General features: G+C 52.1%; 10 protein-coding genes and 1 tRNA gene. 4 read left to right on the top strand and 7 right to left on the bottom strand.

What is annotated here, in order from left to right; all coding sequences use genetic code 11:
* Positions 1-42 precede the first annotated feature (42 nt).
* Positions 43-1,899 carry an RNA polymerase sigma factor RpoD gene (gene rpoD / locus ACSF8X_RS04290; protein WP_047880987.1) on the top strand — a complete coding sequence of 619 codons (1,857 nt, stop codon included), beginning with the start codon at positions 43-45 and terminating at the stop codon, positions 1,897-1,899.
* A gap of 177 nt (positions 1,900-2,076) precedes the next feature.
* A tRNA-Ile gene (locus ACSF8X_RS04285) sits at positions 2,077-2,152 on the top strand.
* Between the two features lie 68 nt (positions 2,153-2,220).
* Here ACSF8X_RS04285 and ACSF8X_RS04280 read toward each other — a convergent pair.
* Positions 2,221-3,498: a sensor domain-containing diguanylate cyclase gene (locus tag ACSF8X_RS04280; RefSeq protein WP_047880986.1), complete on the bottom strand. Its 1,278-nt coding sequence runs from the start codon at positions 3,496-3,498 to the stop codon at positions 2,221-2,223.
* A 637-nt stretch (positions 3,499-4,135) separates the two neighbouring features.
* On the opposite strand from ACSF8X_RS04280, the gene pykF reads away from it, so the two are divergent.
* Both pykF and ACSF8X_RS04270 read left to right on the top strand, forming a co-directional pair.
* Complete coding sequence (gene pykF, locus ACSF8X_RS04275; protein WP_500850770.1) at positions 4,136-5,548, top strand: pyruvate kinase PykF; 1,413 nt, start codon at positions 4,136-4,138, stop codon at positions 5,546-5,548.
* Between the two features lie 292 nt (positions 5,549-5,840).
* Positions 5,841-6,464, top strand: a complete 624-nt coding sequence (locus tag ACSF8X_RS04270) for an FCD domain-containing protein (RefSeq protein ID WP_047880984.1) — start codon at positions 5,841-5,843, stop codon at positions 6,462-6,464.
* Here the strand turns inward: ACSF8X_RS04270 and ACSF8X_RS04265 are convergent, their stop codons facing one another.
* The 6 genes from ACSF8X_RS04265 to ACSF8X_RS04240 all read right to left on the bottom strand — a co-directional run bounded on the left by ACSF8X_RS04265 (position 6,465) and on the right by ACSF8X_RS04240 (position 15,970).
* The gene (locus ACSF8X_RS04265; protein WP_047880983.1) at positions 6,465-6,593 is read right to left on the bottom strand and encodes a hypothetical protein; all 129 of its coding nucleotides are present in this window, start codon (positions 6,591-6,593) and stop codon (positions 6,465-6,467) included. It lies immediately after the preceding gene.
* Between the two features lie 134 nt (positions 6,594-6,727).
* Positions 6,728-7,225 carry an acetolactate synthase small subunit gene (ilvN, locus tag ACSF8X_RS04260; protein WP_047880922.1) on the bottom strand — a complete coding sequence of 166 codons (498 nt, stop codon included), beginning with the start codon at positions 7,223-7,225 and terminating at the stop codon, positions 6,728-6,730.
* Positions 7,225-8,943, bottom strand: a complete 1,719-nt coding sequence (locus ACSF8X_RS04255) for an acetolactate synthase 3 large subunit (RefSeq protein WP_500850769.1) — start codon at positions 8,941-8,943, stop codon at positions 7,225-7,227. The genes ilvN and ACSF8X_RS04255 overlap by 1 nt, the downstream gene beginning before the upstream one ends.
* A 490-nt stretch (positions 8,944-9,433) precedes the next feature.
* Positions 9,434-11,242, bottom strand: a complete 1,809-nt coding sequence (locus ACSF8X_RS04250) for an AMP-dependent synthetase/ligase (RefSeq protein WP_047880924.1) — start codon at positions 11,240-11,242, stop codon at positions 9,434-9,436.
* A gap of 274 nt (positions 11,243-11,516) precedes the next feature.
* Positions 11,517-14,639 carry an efflux RND transporter permease subunit gene (locus ACSF8X_RS04245; protein ID WP_500850768.1) on the bottom strand — a complete coding sequence of 1,041 codons (3,123 nt, stop codon included), beginning with the start codon at positions 14,637-14,639 and terminating at the stop codon, positions 11,517-11,519.
* Positions 14,636-15,970, bottom strand: a complete 1,335-nt coding sequence (locus ACSF8X_RS04240; protein WP_500850767.1) for an efflux RND transporter periplasmic adaptor subunit — start codon at positions 15,968-15,970, stop codon at positions 14,636-14,638. The genes ACSF8X_RS04245 and ACSF8X_RS04240 overlap by 4 nt, the downstream gene beginning before the upstream one ends.
* Positions 15,971-16,509: the final 539 nt, after the last annotated feature.

Genomic DNA, 16,509 nt, shown 5'->3' with positions numbered 1-16,509 from the left:
GCATACTAACATCTCAATCAGACCCTAAGTTGGATATCGTCTATGGAGCAAAATCCGCAGTCACAGCTAAAATTGCTTGTTGCCAAGGGCAAAGAGCAAGGCTATCTGACCTACGCCGAAGTAAATGACCACCTACCGGAAGATATCGTCGATTCCGATCAGGTGGAAGACATCATTCAGATGATCAATGACATGGGTATTAAGGTGGTAGAAACCGCCCCTGATGCCGATGATCTGATGATGACAGAAGACAATGCGGACGAAGACGCGATTGAAGCTGCGGCCCAGGCGCTTTCCAGCGTGGAAAGTGAAATCGGCCGTACTACCGACCCAGTGCGCATGTACATGCGTGAGATGGGTACCGTTGAACTACTGACCCGTGAAGGCGAAATCGACATCGCCAAGCGTATCGAAGACGGTATCAACCAAGTTCAGTGTTCTGTGGCCGAATACCCAACCGCAATCGCCCACCTGCTTGAGCAATTTGACAAAGTTGAAGCCGACGAACTACGCCTAACCGACATCATCTCTGGTTTCGTTGATCCTAACGACGAAGAGACGGCGGCACCGACGGCAACCCACATCGGCTCCGAGCTAAGCGAAACCGATCTGGAAGACGAAGACAAAGATCTTGAAGACGACGACGACGATGACAGCGATGACGATGACAGCTCTGATGATGATGCTGGCATCGATCCTGAAGTAGCCCGCGAGAAATTCAGCGAACTGCGTGTCTCCTACGAGAAGATGGCACTGGCGATTGACTCTCGTGGCCGTCAAGATCCTGAAACTATCAAAGCTATTGAAGAGCTTTCTGACATCTTCAAACAGTTCCGACTGATCCCTAAGCAGTTCGACAAACTGGTTAGCTCACTTCGCGATTCTATGGACAAGGTGCGCACCAACGAGCGCCTGATCATGCGTATGTGTGTTGACAACAGCAAGATGCCGAAGAAAACTTTCGTCAACCTCTTTGCCGGCAACGAAGCATCGACCGAGTGGATCGACGAAGCACTGAACTCAGGCAAGCCTTATGCTGAACGCCTGAAGCAGTATGAAGAAGACCTTCGCCGCTGCGCGCTTAAGCTGCGTATGCTAGAGCAAGACACCGGCCTGTCTATCGAGCGTATCAAAGACATCAGCCGCCGTATGTCTATCGGTGAAGCGAAAGCTCGCCGTGCGAAGAAAGAGATGGTTGAGGCGAACTTGCGTCTGGTTATCTCGATTGCCAAGAAGTACACCAACCGTGGCCTTCAGTTCCTTGACTTGATCCAGGAAGGTAACATCGGCCTGATGAAGGCTGTCGACAAGTTCGAATACCGCCGCGGTTACAAGTTCTCGACATATGCGACATGGTGGATCCGTCAGGCTATCACCCGTTCGATTGCCGATCAGGCTCGTACTATCCGTATCCCGGTACACATGATCGAAACCATCAACAAACTGAACCGTATCTCTCGCCAGATGCTTCAGGAGATGGGCCGTGAACCGTTGCCGGAAGAGCTGGCAGAGCGCATGCAGATGCCTGAGGACAAGATCCGCAAGGTACTGAAAATTGCCAAAGAGCCAATCTCGATGGAAACCCCTATCGGTGACGATGAAGATTCGCACCTAGGTGATTTCATTGAAGATACCACGCTTCAGCTACCGATGGATGCCGCGACCGCGACCAACCTTCGCGCAGCGACTAACGAGGTACTGGCAGGACTGACACCGCGTGAAGCGAAAGTACTGCGTATGCGATTCGGTATCGATATGAACACTGACCACACCCTAGAGGAAGTGGGCAAGCAGTTCGACGTTACCCGTGAGCGTATCCGCCAGATCGAAGCAAAAGCGCTACGTAAACTTCGTCACCCAAGCCGCTCAGATGTACTGCGCAGCTTCCTTGACGAGTAAGTCATAGCACTTCTTGTAAAAACGGGCCATCAGGCCCGTTTTTTTATACCCGTACGCAACCCCACCATGATTACCGACCGCCGTCACACTCTGCCTTGAGTGCTTAATATTCAAACAAAACAAATACTTTATTCGCTAGACAAGGCAAATCCCATCCCATATAATTTCCCGCACACTGGCCCCTTAGCTCAGTGGTTAGAGCAGGCGACTCATAATCGCTTGGTCGACAGTTCAAGTCTGTCAGGGGCCACCAGATATAGAAAGGCCGAAGCGGTTAATCACCACTTCGGCCTTTTGTCTTTTCTAACCGTGTTATACAGGCTACATCACCGCTTCGCAGCCACCATAGGCAATCGCCCGCGACTTCCCACTCCGCTTCGCCTGATACAGCGCCCTATCTGCGGCCAGTAACAGCATATCTACCGAATCCAAGTTGGCATCTACTCCGGCCACCCCTGCGCTGATGGTAAAACCGATCGACATACCGTCGACATTCACGGCCTGATCCGCAATCCTATTGCACAGCACATTGGCCATCTCAACCGCTTCAGCCGTCGAGCACATCGGCAACAACAAAAGGAACTCCTCGCCCCCCCAACGGCCAAACAGAGCATGCTCCGGCAGCACCTCAAGGCAACGGCTCGAGAAGGCTTTCAGTACCTCGTCACCAGCCTGGTGCCCAAAACGATCATTGACCCGCTTGAAATTATCGATATCCACCAATACGCAGCACAGTCCGCCGCCACAGCCACAGGCCTGCTCCAACATGGTTTGAAAATGCTCACCGAGCGCCTGCCGGTTGTACCCCCCCGTCAATCCATCATGATTGGCCCGGAACTCCAACTGCTGGCGGAGTTGGTACTGCTCGGTAATGTCCATCAGGGTTACCTGTACCGCTCGCTCGCCATTCCAGTCGACGAGGCTCGATATCATGCTCAGCCATACGTAACTGCCATCACACCGAATGCACTGGGATTCGGCACGGATACAGTCAACCTCCCCCCTGAGCAGCAGGTTATTGTCGCGCCATGCCTGCTGTTGCCGATCCAGATGGATGTGGTTCAATAACGACGAGCAACCCAGCAAGGCGTCAATACTGGGATACCCCAGGATGTTGGCATACGCCTGATTGCTAAATAATGGCTGGAAATCTTTGTGCACCACGATGCCCTGAATCGACCCGTCCACCAAACCGCGGTAACGGGTCTCGCTGGCCGCAAGACGGCGCTGCATATCAACCTGAGCACTTAAGTCTATCAGGATAATTTGCATCGCCGGCTCACCCTGCCAGTTCACAATACTGTCGATAGTCAGCACTCGAATGGGGGCTCCGCCGTGGGTGATATTGGTATAGGTCCTGACCCCTGGTTGTGCCTTTCCGGCCATCACCAAATCATAGGCCTGACGAGCCAACTGCTGTTCGTGAGGTGCAACCAGCGACAGGATGCTGGGCAGAGCCATAACCTCCCGGCTTGATTGAAAACCAAGATATTTGGCATATTCATCATTAACATAGAGCGGTTTGAAATCACGGTGGATAACAACCCCATACGCCGAATCGATGAATAAAGGATCGGTATGAATTGCTGGACTAGTCACAAAGCCCCTATCAGCTAGGTATGTCGTTCTTCTCTCAGAGAAAATCACAGGCCACTTACTAAAATGCGTAAAAAGCATTCTACTCTGCCAATAGGCTTCACTTCCATACCCAAACAGCACACATTGCGCACAAATTCCAAATATCCCTACACTGATATCCAGTTCAACTGAGATGATTGAATTATTTCACGCCCCTAAATTAATCAGAGATTGATAATAAACAAAAAAAATCTGTGAAATAAGTAGATAATTCCCCCCTCGCTTTTGGCGATTGAGAAATTTTTGCGCGCTATCACAAGGTGACCAAAGAGTTCAACTATGCTACTATACACAGCTTGTTTAGCACTCAATTTTGTGTATAGCGATCGTACAAGCGTTATGCTTTTGAGTTATAAGCCGCCTAAAGGTTGGCGATGATCGCACAGAAATGCCTTACAAAAGCAACACAATGTTTTTGTAAGGCTATATTTTTGACAAAATTTGTTTTATCACCGTTGTCATGAAGGTGTAAGTTGCAAATGTTTGAACTACGGCACGTTTTGTAGGCGTATTTCAATATTCTCCAATGCGCATTTTCAGGTATAACACCGTGATTCAAATTTCCCTTGGGTAAAAGTTCGTCCGGAGACCACTCTCAATGAAAAAGACCAAGATCGTATGTACGATTGGACCTAAAACAGAATCTGTAGAAATGCTTACCAAACTAGCTAACGCTGGTATGAACGTAATGCGTCTTAACTTCTCACACGGTGACTTCGCTGAGCACGGCCAGCGTATCAACAACCTACGTGAAGTAATGGCAACTACTGGTAAGAACCTTGCGATTCTTCTGGACACCAAAGGTCCTGAAATCCGTACTATCAAACTAGAAGGCGGCCAAGACGTTTCTCTAGTTGCTGGTCAGGAATTCACGCTAACTACCGACACTTCTGTAATCGGTAACAGCGAGCGCGTAGCGGTAACTTACCCTGGTTTTGCAAAAGACCTAGCGAAAGGCAACACCATCCTTGTGGATGACGGCCTAATCGAGATGGAAGTACTGGAAACAACTGAAACAGAAGTTAAGTGTAAGGTACTGAACAACGGCGACCTAGGCGAGAACAAAGGTGTTAACCTTCCTGGCGTATCTGTTAACCTGCCAGCGCTTGCTGAAAAAGACAAAGCTGACCTTAAGTTCGGTTGTGAGCAAGGCGTTGACTTCGTTGCTGCTTCTTTCATCCGTAAGGCTGAAGACGTAAAAGAAATCCGCGAACTGCTAAACGCAAACGGCGGCGAGAAGATCCAGATCATCTCTAAGATCGAAAACCAGGAAGGTGTTGATAACTTCGACGCAATCCTAGAAGCATCTGACGGTATCATGGTTGCTCGTGGTGACCTAGGTGTTGAAATCCCAGTTGAAGAAGTAATCTTTGCTCAGAAGATGATGATCGAGAAGTGTAACCGTGCACGTAAAGTCGTTATCACTGCAACTCAGATGCTTGATTCAATGATCAAGAACCCACGTCCAACTCGCGCAGAAGCGGGTGACGTAGCTAACGCCATCATGGATGGTACTGACGCAGTTATGCTATCTGGTGAATCAGCGAAGGGTAAATACCCAATCGAAGCTGTAACCATCATGGCTCAAATCTGTGAGCGTACTGACAAGGCACTACGTGCTGAGCTAGGTTCTCGCCTAGACAGCCCACGCCTACGCATCACTGAAGCGGTATGTAAGGGTGCTGTAGACACAGCTGAGAAGCTAAGCGCTCCTCTGATTGTTGTTGCAACTGAAGCCGGTAAGTCTGCACGTTCTGTACGTAAGTACTTCCCAACTGCAAACATCCTAGCTGTTACTACTAACACTAAGACTGCTGCTCAGCTAGCACTAACTAAGGGTGTTACACCTGTAGTTGTTGATGCAATCGACAGCACTGACGATTTCTACACTCGCGGTAAGTCACTGGCTCTGGAAACAGGCCTAGGCGCTAAAGGCGATATCGTTGTTATGGTTTCTGGTGCTCTTGTACCATCAGGCACAACCAACACTGCTTCTGTACACGTACTGTAATCAACCACAGTCCACACAGAACACAAAACGGGAGCCAACTGGCTCCCGTTTTTTATATTCGGCAAGCAGCGATACCTGACAAATAGTTCTCTGATCAATGACCATAAAGTAGCTAAAAAACCCAACGAGTAAATCGTTATCGATTGCTAGGGGGATAATTCACACTTTTATAAGATAACATTCGATACTGCCGACACCTCTAAGTATACTCTTGCCACGATACATTCCCCTTGGGAATTCGCCGTTTATAGTGAGGAGTCCAGTGCCAACCCCAACCCTTTCCGATAAAGTGATGGAAATTATCCGTCAAGATATTCTTTCCGGCTCTCTCCCCCCTGGCCAAAAGCTGGTTGTCGCCGAGCTCAAAGAACGCTACCAAGTCGGGGCGTCGCCGATCCGAGAGGCACTAGTCCAACTATCATGGCGTAAGTACGTCTGCTTTGCCCCGCAGAAGGGCTGCTGGGTCGCACCGGTATCCACCACTGAACTCGAGGATCTGTACACCACCAACCAAATCCTCAGCCAAACCCTGCTGGAACGCGCGATCCAATTCGGTGACGAAGCATGGGAAATCAACATCATCACCAGCTACCATAAACTCAACCGACTCAACCCCGCCGACGACAGCACCGATCTCAACGAATGGGAAATGCGCCATAGCGAGTTCCATCTGGCCTTGCTGGCCGGCAGCCAGTCTCCGACGATGCTTGGTCTATATCATCAGGTTTATGAGCAAATCCAACGCTACCGCCACATTTGGGTCAATCGCCAGCGCCATTACGACGAACGCTACAATGACAACGGCGAGCATGAGATGATGATGAAAGCCGTGCTGGATCGCGACAGTGACCAAGCTCTGGCGCTAATGAAAGCACACTCTCAGCGGGCGCTAGACATGATAAAAGCCAATATCTAGCTACCAGAAAATATCAGAGTGGTGGGTATTGAGCAGCAACACCGCCAGCAGGAAATACAATGCGCTCACCTGAAACCCCAGTAGGAACAGGCTAATAACAGTTAACCTTGGCAGCCATTTCTGAGTCATAGGCCCTCCCCAAACAACAGCATTATGACGATGAACAGACCTTAGTAGACTTTAGTCTAATAAGGCCTGTTCATCAGGCACAAAAAAGCCCGGGCAACCCCGGGCTTGTCGCTGGATGATGAATACGCTCGTTTCTATGCTTTCAGCGCCCGCTCACCTCGGGCTATCCCGACCACCCCACTGCGGGCGACCTCGATAATCTCTGTTGCCTCGCCGACAGCGGCAATAAATGCATCGAGCTTATCACCGGTGCCCGCCAGTTGAATGGTATAGATCTGGCTAGTGACATCGACAATCTGACCACGAAAAATATCAGCCGTCCGCTTGACCTCCGCCCGGGCAAAACCACTGGCCTTGACCTTAACCAGCATCAATTCACGTTCAACATGCTCACTTTCAGTCACATTGCACACCTTAAGAATATCAATCAGCTTATGCAGCTGTTTTTCTATTTGTTCCAAGGCGGCGTCATCCTCAACATTGGTTGTGATATTGAGACGGGACAATGTCTGGTCATCGGTCGGTGCCACAGTCAACGACTCGATGTTGTAGCCTCGCTGGGAGAACAACCCAACAACCCGGGATAACGCCCCCGGTTCATTTTCCAGCAATACCGATACGATCCTACGCATTATGTTCTCTCCGTTTTGCTGAGCCACATTTCGCTCATTGACCCGCCCCGAACCAGCATCGGGTAAACATGCTCTGTCTCATCGACACTAATATCGATAAATACCAGGCGGTCTTTCATCGCCAAGGCTTTTTCAAGCTGCCCTTCCAGCTCTGCTGGATTGTCGATCCGCATCCCGACATGGCCGTAGGCCTCAGCAATCGCAGCAAAATCAGGCACCGAATCCATATAGGAATGGGAATGGCGCCCCTGATAGATCATGTCCTGCCACTGCTTCACCATCCCGAGAAAACGGTTGTTGAGGTTAATAATCTTGACCGGGATATCATATTGCAGCGCAGTGGAGAGCTCCTGGATATTCATCTGGATACTGCCATCTCCCGTGACACAAACAACTTCAGCATCCGGCAACGCGAATTTAACGCCCATTGCGGCAGGCAGGCCAAACCCCATCGTGCCAAGCCCGCCGGAATTGATCCAGCGGCGCGGCTTGTCGAATGGGTAGTAGAGTGCGGCAAACATCTGGTGCTGGCCAACGTCCGACGTCACGTAGGCATCCCCACCCGTCAGCTTATGCAGCACTTCAATAACCTGCTGTGGCTTGATCCGCTCACTGTCAGCCTGATACCCGAGGCATTGCCGAGCACGCCAGCTCTCTATTTCCTCCCACCAAGAGGCAATCGCCTCGCTATCATTGCCCCCGTCCATCTCGCCGAGCATCTTGAGCATGTTGCCGAGCACGGTGTCCGCCGAGCCGACAATAGGAATATCGACGGCAATAGTCTTGGAAATGGAGGACGGGTCGATATCAATGTGCATGATCGTGGCATTAGGGCAATATTTAGCCACGTTATTGGTGGTACGGTCATCAAAACGAACGCCGATCCCAAAGATCAAATCCGAATTATGCATGGCCATATTGGCCTCATAAGTACCGTGCATCCCCAGCATACCCAAATTCTTTTCATGGCTCCCGGGGAAAGCCCCCAACCCCATCAAGGTATTGACCACCGGCAAATCAAGCTGCTCGGACAAGGCCAGAAGCTGCTCGCTACAATCAGCCATGATGGCACCGCCGCCGACATACAAAACAGGCTTCTTGGCAGCAAGCAAGGCCTTGAGCGCGCGTTTAATCTGCCCCTTGTGGCCGTTAGTCGTGGGGTTATAAGAGCGCATCGCAATGGACGCTGGGTACTGATAAGGATATTTATCTGCGGGGTTGAGCATGTCTTTCGGGATATCAATGACCACCGGGCCGGGGCGGCCGCTGGATGCGATATAGAATGCCTTCTTGATTATCTCAGGGATCTGCTCGGAATTTTTGACCAAAAAGCTATGCTTCACGACCGGACGGGAGATCCCGACCATGTCACACTCCTGGAAGGCATCGTTGCCGATGAGATTGCTCATCACCTGGCCAGAGAGCACAACCATGGGAATGGAGTCCATATACGCAGTTGCAATCCCAGTGATGGCATTGGTCGCACCCGGTCCAGAGGTAACCAAGACCACGCCCACTTCGCCCGTGGCACGAGCATAGCCGTCGGCCATGTGTACCGCTGCCTGCTCATGTCGAACCAGGACATGCTCGATGTCACTCTTCTCATGCAGGGCATCGTAGATATCCAATACCGAACCGCCGGGGTATCCGAAGATATGCTTCACGCCTTGATCGATCATCGAGCGGACGATCATCTCAGCGCCGGACAACATTTCCATATTTCTGCCTCCAGGTCGCGTCTGCCCCCGTACAGCCATCCCAACTCCGTTGCCTACTCGAACACGGAGTCAGAGCCAGATACCGACAACATCCGACGTCCGGCATCTATGCTGTGCTATACAGATCAGCAGTACATAGTTAGGGCTTATTTTTAGCCTAAGAATGAAATACACCGTACTTCACTATGTGGCTGCCTGACGTCATAACGCCAAACAGCGAATCGCAACAACTGTAACGCTTTTTTAGCAAATATGTCTATTGGTCGCCATCAGTTAACAACTTTGTCCTGAAATGAGCAAATATTCACCGAATTCGTCACACCATGCACCTCGTGAATAAGATCTTCCTCCGGTTATCCTTGAAATACGAGGATATCGCGCTAGCTGATAGTAAAATCCCCTCGCCATGATGCCGGTTCATAACCCGCAGACAAAAAGAAAGGGAGCCGAAGCTCCCTGTCGTAAATCATGATTGGCACATGGCCTGAGATTAAGCCTTCTTATGGCTCTCCTCATACATGCGCTCGATTTCCTGATGATAGCGATCCTGAATTACCTTGCGGCGAAGTTTCTGAGTCGGCGTCAGCTCACCATTGTCCATCGAGAACGCGCTCGGCAGCAGGGTAAACTTCTTCACCTGCTCGAAACGGGCCAGATCCTTTTGCAGCTCCACAACCCGCTTTTCGATAAGCTCGATGATCTGGTTGTGCTTAATCAGCTCCAGGCGGTCCTGATACTTGATATTCAGCTCACGGGCATGCTCTTCAAGCGTTTCGAAGCACGGTACGATCAGAGCCGACACAAACTTGCGGGTATCGGCAATCACCGCGATCTGCTCAATGAAGTGGTCCTTGCCGATGGCTCCTTCGATCACCTGTGGGGCAATGTACTTTCCGCCCGAGGTTTTCATCAGTTCCTTGATGCGATCGGTAATGAAAACATTGCCATTTTCGTCGATATGGCCAGCATCACCGGTTTTCAGGAAACCATCCTCAGTGAAGTTATTGGCCGTTTCTTCCGGCATGTTGTAATAACCGCGCATGACCATAGGGCCACGTACCAGAATCTCGTTATTTTCACCAATCTTCACCTCGGCTCCCGGCATCGGCATACCGATGGAGTCAGGGTTGAAGCAGCGATCATCCCAGCATGATACTGTCGCCGTGGTCTCGGTCATGCCGTAACCCAGCTTGACGTTGATACCAATAGCGTGGAAAAAGCGACCGATGCTCTCGTCGAGCTTAGCACCGCCACATGGCATGAACTTGATGTTGCCCCCCAACAGCGCGCGCAGCTTGGACAGCACCAGCTTGTCTGCCAAGGCATAGCTCTTCTTGAGCATGAACGATGGCTCGCGGCACTCCTGACGCGCCAGCGCCATCCGCGCCCCCATATTGACCGCCCAGGTGAAAATCACCTTGCGATGGAACGGGGCCCGGGCGACTTTATCGTGTACCGCCGAATAGATTTTCTCATAAACGCGTGGCACCGCCGACATCACGTTCGGCTTCACTTCTGCCAGAGCTTCCTTAAGCAAATTGGTATCAGACAGGTAGCAGTTGATCCCGCCACGATGCAGGACGTAGAAGGTCCATGCACGCTCGAACACATGCGACAACGGCAAGAAACATAGCGATACATCGCCTTCTGCCAATGCCAGCTTCTGATCATGGCCTTCGATCTGCGAGGCTATATTGGCGTAGTCAAGCATGACCCCTTTCGGCGTACCTGTGGTACCAGAGGTGTAGATCAAGGTCAGCAGATCATCCATCGCCGTGGCATCCAGACGTGCCGCCAGCTCTGGCTCACAATCTACCGAGGCCTTGGCAACAAAATCGTCATAGCTTATTACCAACGGATGCTCAGGAAGCGTCACCCCCTCGGCCATCACGATAATACGCTCAAGACGCGGGCACTCATCCGCAATCTGAAGCGCCGCATCCAACTGACTCTTACCGCCGACGAACAGAATACGCACCTCAGCATCATTGATGATATAGGCAGACTGCTGTGGCGTGTTAGTCGGATAAATCGGTACCGTAACCGCTCGGTTGTACAAAGCTGCAAAATCCGCCACTGTCCAGCGCGGCATATTGTTAGAGAAGATACCAATCTTATCTTGGATGTTCAGGCCCTGGCCCAGCATCGCCAGCGCTAACTGGTGGATTTGCTCACCAAACTCAGTCCAGCTGATATCCTGCCATGTACCTTCCACCTGATGACGCAATGCAACCCGCTCACCCAAACGTTCAATCTGGGCACGAAGGCGGTTTACGATATGAAATTCACGTTTAGCCATAACTACTCTGCCAATTTAGCTTACACCTGTAAGCCTAGTACGCACGGGAGTCTACCTGCCATGCTGAAAAAGGCAACTCTGCATCATCACAATTTCATCATTATTCTGGTATGACCTCTATAAAAACCCCTGCAAATACAGGGGGAATAACATGTTCAAATAGCCACTATGCAAAATGTAAGAAAATACGTCTGACTATCTAGGCTGGCAAGCCATACAAATTATCACCAAGCCACTATCACACTGTTCTACAACAGAATATAGCCAGACATACCTAATGGTCAGACAGATTCGGTATCAAAGCCTCGTGCCGCTGAACAAGATTGAAATCAGCAAGGATCACGTAGGCGGCCGGGATCATGAACAGCACCAACAAGGTAGAGGTGAAAATCCCGAACACAATCGAAATCACCAACGGCTTAATGACCTGCGCCTGCAGGCTAGTTTCGAGCATCAGCGGCAACAAGCCTGCCGCCGTCGTCAACGACGTCAAGAACACCGCCCTGAAACGCTCGCGGCTGGCCAGCACCACAGCCCGCTTGATTTCATCGCCCTCGTCGAGGTGATAACGGATATACTGCACCAACAAGATAGAATCGTTGACGACGACACCTGCCAGCGACACAAAGCCCATCAAGCTCGGCATACTGAGCGGGTGGCCGAGCAGCACATGCCCCCACAACACTCCGATCAATGCCAACGGAATTGCCAACAACACCACGAAAGGCTCAAGGTAACTCCGGAACTGGAAACTAAGGATCACAAAGACCCCAAAGATCCCTAGCGCGAACCCAACAGCCATTGATTGCCCTGTTTTGGCGGTATCCTTGGCCGCCCCCTCAAAATCAAACCTCAGGCCCGGATAGCTAGCCAGCAAACGGGGCATCAGTTCGCTACGAAACTGGCGCAATACTTCGGTCGAGCTGATCACGCTCTCTTGCAAGTCAGCATAGACACTGAGCGTTCGCATCCCGTTGATACGCTGGATCCTGACATAATTGCGCTGGTGCTCCAGCACAGCCACCGATGCCAGTGGAATCTGGCTACCGTCAGCCAGAATCACCGGGAAACTGGCCAGTGCCTGCAAGTTAGCCGCCCGTCCTTTGTTGAGCATCACCTCGATCTCGATATTCTCAGGCCCTACCTGGATCTCGTCTGCGGTCTGGCCAAAATAAGCAGCACGCAGCTGGGAAGCGATCATCTGGCCATCAATACCAAATGATTCGGCGCCGGGACGCAGCGTAATAAGCACCTCGGGTTTCCCCATCCGCATATCGTCCAGCACCCCGGAAACACCGGCAAACTCATTGAGAAACTGACGGGTATCAATGGATGCCGCCTTGAGCATAGCCAAATCATCATGCTGCATTCGGATCTCGATAGCCCGTCCCCCCGGCCCCATCGCCGGTTGCTTGAACACCAGAGCTATCGGCATGGCCAGTTCCCCGACCTTGTCACGCCATGCCGCAATGAATTCGTCAATCAAGCTGGTGCGGATCTCGGCACTGAGCAGATCCAACCGCACTGTCGCCACATGTGGGCCACTCTCATCGGCATCGGCGTTGAAGTTGTAATGCTCGGTAATATTGCGAACCAATGGCTCGCCACCTTCATTGCGGACACTCCACTCACGATCAAGCGCTACCGCCGCCGCGACGATTTCCGCCACGACCGTCTCGGTCTGCCCCAACGTCGACCCCGGCGGCAGAATAATCCGCGCCTCGGCTATATCCCCGTCCAACTCAGGAAAACCGACAAACTTCAGCACACCGCCGGCCAGCAGGGCAAACGAGGCAAACAACAGGCCGATCACCGCGCCGACGAACAGGTAGCGCCATTCGACCACGCGGCCGACCCAGCGGACCAAGGTACCGTTGCGGAAATGGTCAAACTGAGCCAGAAAGCGCTGTTTCCACTGCGGGGGCCGCCGCTCCGCCGACTGGCGCTGTAACGAATGGCTGAGGTGGTTAGGCAAGATAAGAAAGGCCTCAATCAAACTCAGCGTTAACACCAGGATCAATACCTGCGGCACAACCCGCAGCACCGCCCCCATTTCCCCCTCGAGAAAAATCAGGCTGCCGAAAATACAAATCGTCGTCAGAAAAGACGACACGACGCCCGGCATCACCTTACGTACCCCGTTGTAAACGGCATCCTGAATTTTCTGGCCGCGATCCAAATGCGAGGCGATCGACTCTGAGATCACAATTGCGTCATCCATCATGATCCCAATCGCCATCAGCAAACCAACCAGCGACATAATATTGATCGACAGGGACAACGTTGCCATCAGATACAGGCTGCCAAGAAAAGCCACCGGCAAGCCCGCGGCAATCCAGAACGAGTAGCGGAACGAGAAGAACAACCACATCACGGCGAAGACCAAGCCCACCCCCTGCCAGCCATTCTTGACCATCATGGTCAGGCGGTCCCACAGCAGCGAGGAGAGATCATTGGTCAACGTCAACGTGACGCCCGTCGGAGCCCGTTGATTTTCGGCCTCGACAAACTCAACCACCCGCTCCTTGATCCGCAGGGCATCATCAGCTTTGTTTTTGCTGATCCGCAGCATCGCCGCCGCCTCACCGTCGAACAGCACCTTTTGCTCATCGAGAGCAAACCGATCGGTGATCGTCGCGACATCCCCCAGCCGAATCACCCCACCCTGACTATCTGCCCCGATCACGGTCAGGGCCAGGGTTTGGGGCGTTACCTTCTGCTCGTCGAACCGTAACAGGAAGTTACGGTCGGCCAACTCCAGATTGCCACTCGGCAGTTTGACGTTCTGCCGGCTCAACTTGCTGGCAATATCATTGATACTCAGGCCAAGCTGGCGCAGGGCCACCTCATCGATTTCAACCCGGATCTGATGATCTGAGAACCCACTGACCTCCACCAGCGACACGCCGTAATCCAACTTCAACGTTCGCTTCAACTGCTCGGCATAAGCCTTGAGGTGCGGCAGGCTAGTCTCAGCCTTGATCGCCACATCCACCACCGGCTCGTTCCAATCCAGCTCACGAACAATCGGGGACTCAATTTCGGCAGGGAAATCATTAATCGCATTGATCTGGGTCTGAACATCCACCAGCATCCGCGATACCACCTCGCTGCTATCTAGCTTGAGGATCAGCGATGCGGCCCCTTCAACAGCTTCACAGCGGGTTTCGACAATATTGGCCAATCCATCCACCGCATCTTCGAGCCGCATGCAGATGCTCTCTTCAACCTCCTGCGGCGTCGCCCCGGGGTAGGCGACCGAAGCGATAATGTAAGGGGGGGCAAACTCGGGGAAGGTTTCGCGCTTGATCTTGGGCAAGGAGACAATACCAAACAGGATCAACGCCATCATCAGCAAATTGGCGGCGGTAGGATGGCGAGAAAAATAACGGATCATGATTCCGGCTCCCCGCTATCATCCACCGAATGCCCGTCACGGGTAACGACATGCAGTGCCATTCCGGCCACTGCCGGCAATAAATCATTGGCCACCAGTAACTGGCCTGCCGCTAGATCACCGTCAATGACAACGAGACCATCACGGCGAAACAGCACGGTGACAGGCAGGATCTCCAACCGGTCGCCCTCTCCTAGCCGGTACACGCTACCACCGTGGACAACCCGCTCCGGCACCACCCAATGCGAATTGGCCTGACCAACAATCCGAGCCTCGACAAACATCCCGTTGACCAGAGGCGGAGCCGACTCCGGTGACAGCTGACTGTAATCCTGATCGACCTCGAGGATCACCCCGACGGTGGCCTGATTGGCGCTGACCGTGTCGCTGATCCGTGCCACTCGTGCCGGCCAACGCTGACGAAAACTACCACTCGACAACTCAATACTGGCGACGAGATCCAACTGGTCGGCACGGGGCCTACCGTCGGTATGGGCGGTGTATTGGGTCAGGCTCGATGCCAGTACCTGCATATCATGGAGGGCAACCTGAGCATCAATCTCGACCGTGTCAATACCGTGGGCCGTCACCATCACCTGCTGGGTATTCACGACCTGATCCTGCTCAATCTCAACACTCGAGATCCGCGCATCAACCGGCAGAGTGATCACCGTTTTATCCAAAGACCGCTTAGCCTCGGCCAACCGAGACTTGTTTACATCCAACTGAGCTTGGGCGACTTTGATTTCATTGGGCAGGACAACCAACTGGTTTTCAATATCCTGCACCACTTTCTGGTTGGCCAGCATCGCCTGCTGCTCCAGATCCACCGCTGACTGCGAAGTCAGCCCCTTTCGCCTAAGCTCCTGTTTACGGGCAAGCTCCTTTCTCCCCAGAGCCAGACGGTTTTTCTCAATCTTCAGGGTGGTCCGGAAATTATCGCCTTCCTGGGCGAGCTTGGCGAGCTGAGCCCGACTGGAGCTGATATCGGCCTCGGCCTGAGCCAAGCGCAACTCATAATCTAAGGGGTCGATTTTCAACAATATCGTTCCGGCATCCATCACCCGCCCCTTGGCCAGATCCGGGTGACGGTACACCACCTTGCCCGTCACCTCGGCGACAGCCTGCCATTCCACTTTGGGGGCAACCCTACCGAACCCTACCGCCTGCGGTGCCAGAGGCTGCTGCTGCAAGGTGATCACATCGACCGCCTTGCTCCTGCTCCCAACCGACTTCACCTCCGGTGACGGGCGAAGATTAATCGCCAGTAGTAAAACAACCACACCAGCCAACACTGCCGGGAGTATCAAACGCTTCTTAGGTTTTAGCATCCAGACCACCATCCTCTGGTATCAATATCCACGGGTTAACTGTTTTACGTTGTTCTCGGCCAATTCGGTCTTCCTTCCGGCCTCAGTGTAATTAAAACTATGATTAATTTTAGTGATCCTCTCCGTTCTTCCCAGACGCCCAACGCAAAAAAAACAACACAACCGCAACATTGCACAAGCCGCACCTGACCATACACCAAGCTCTAACGGCCTCTCTTAATGTGCATATCTCTAGCCCGTTTTGTCCGCCTATAGCCATACTCTGCTATTGAATACCCAAAAAAGAGCAATAAACATGCAATTTGAGGTTGACGGCGAAGCTGTCTATTTGGTATTCATTTGTTAATGAAGTTTGTGGATATATTTCAATTATGAAAATACGTTTCTCATCACTCCTCCTAAGCCTCCTCCTTATCGTGACCAGTTCGCGCGGGTAGCTTATGGGTGAGAAACACCACTAAGAATTCAAAAACCCGCGCAATATGCGCGGGTTTTTCATATCAAGGCCGGCGCAAGCGGATGCAGACAATGCCTAGACA

This window comes from Photobacterium panuliri (genome assembly GCF_059920555.1).
The sequence above is the reverse complement of the archived record's forward strand: the minus strand, read 5'-3'. Positions and strand labels throughout refer to the sequence as shown.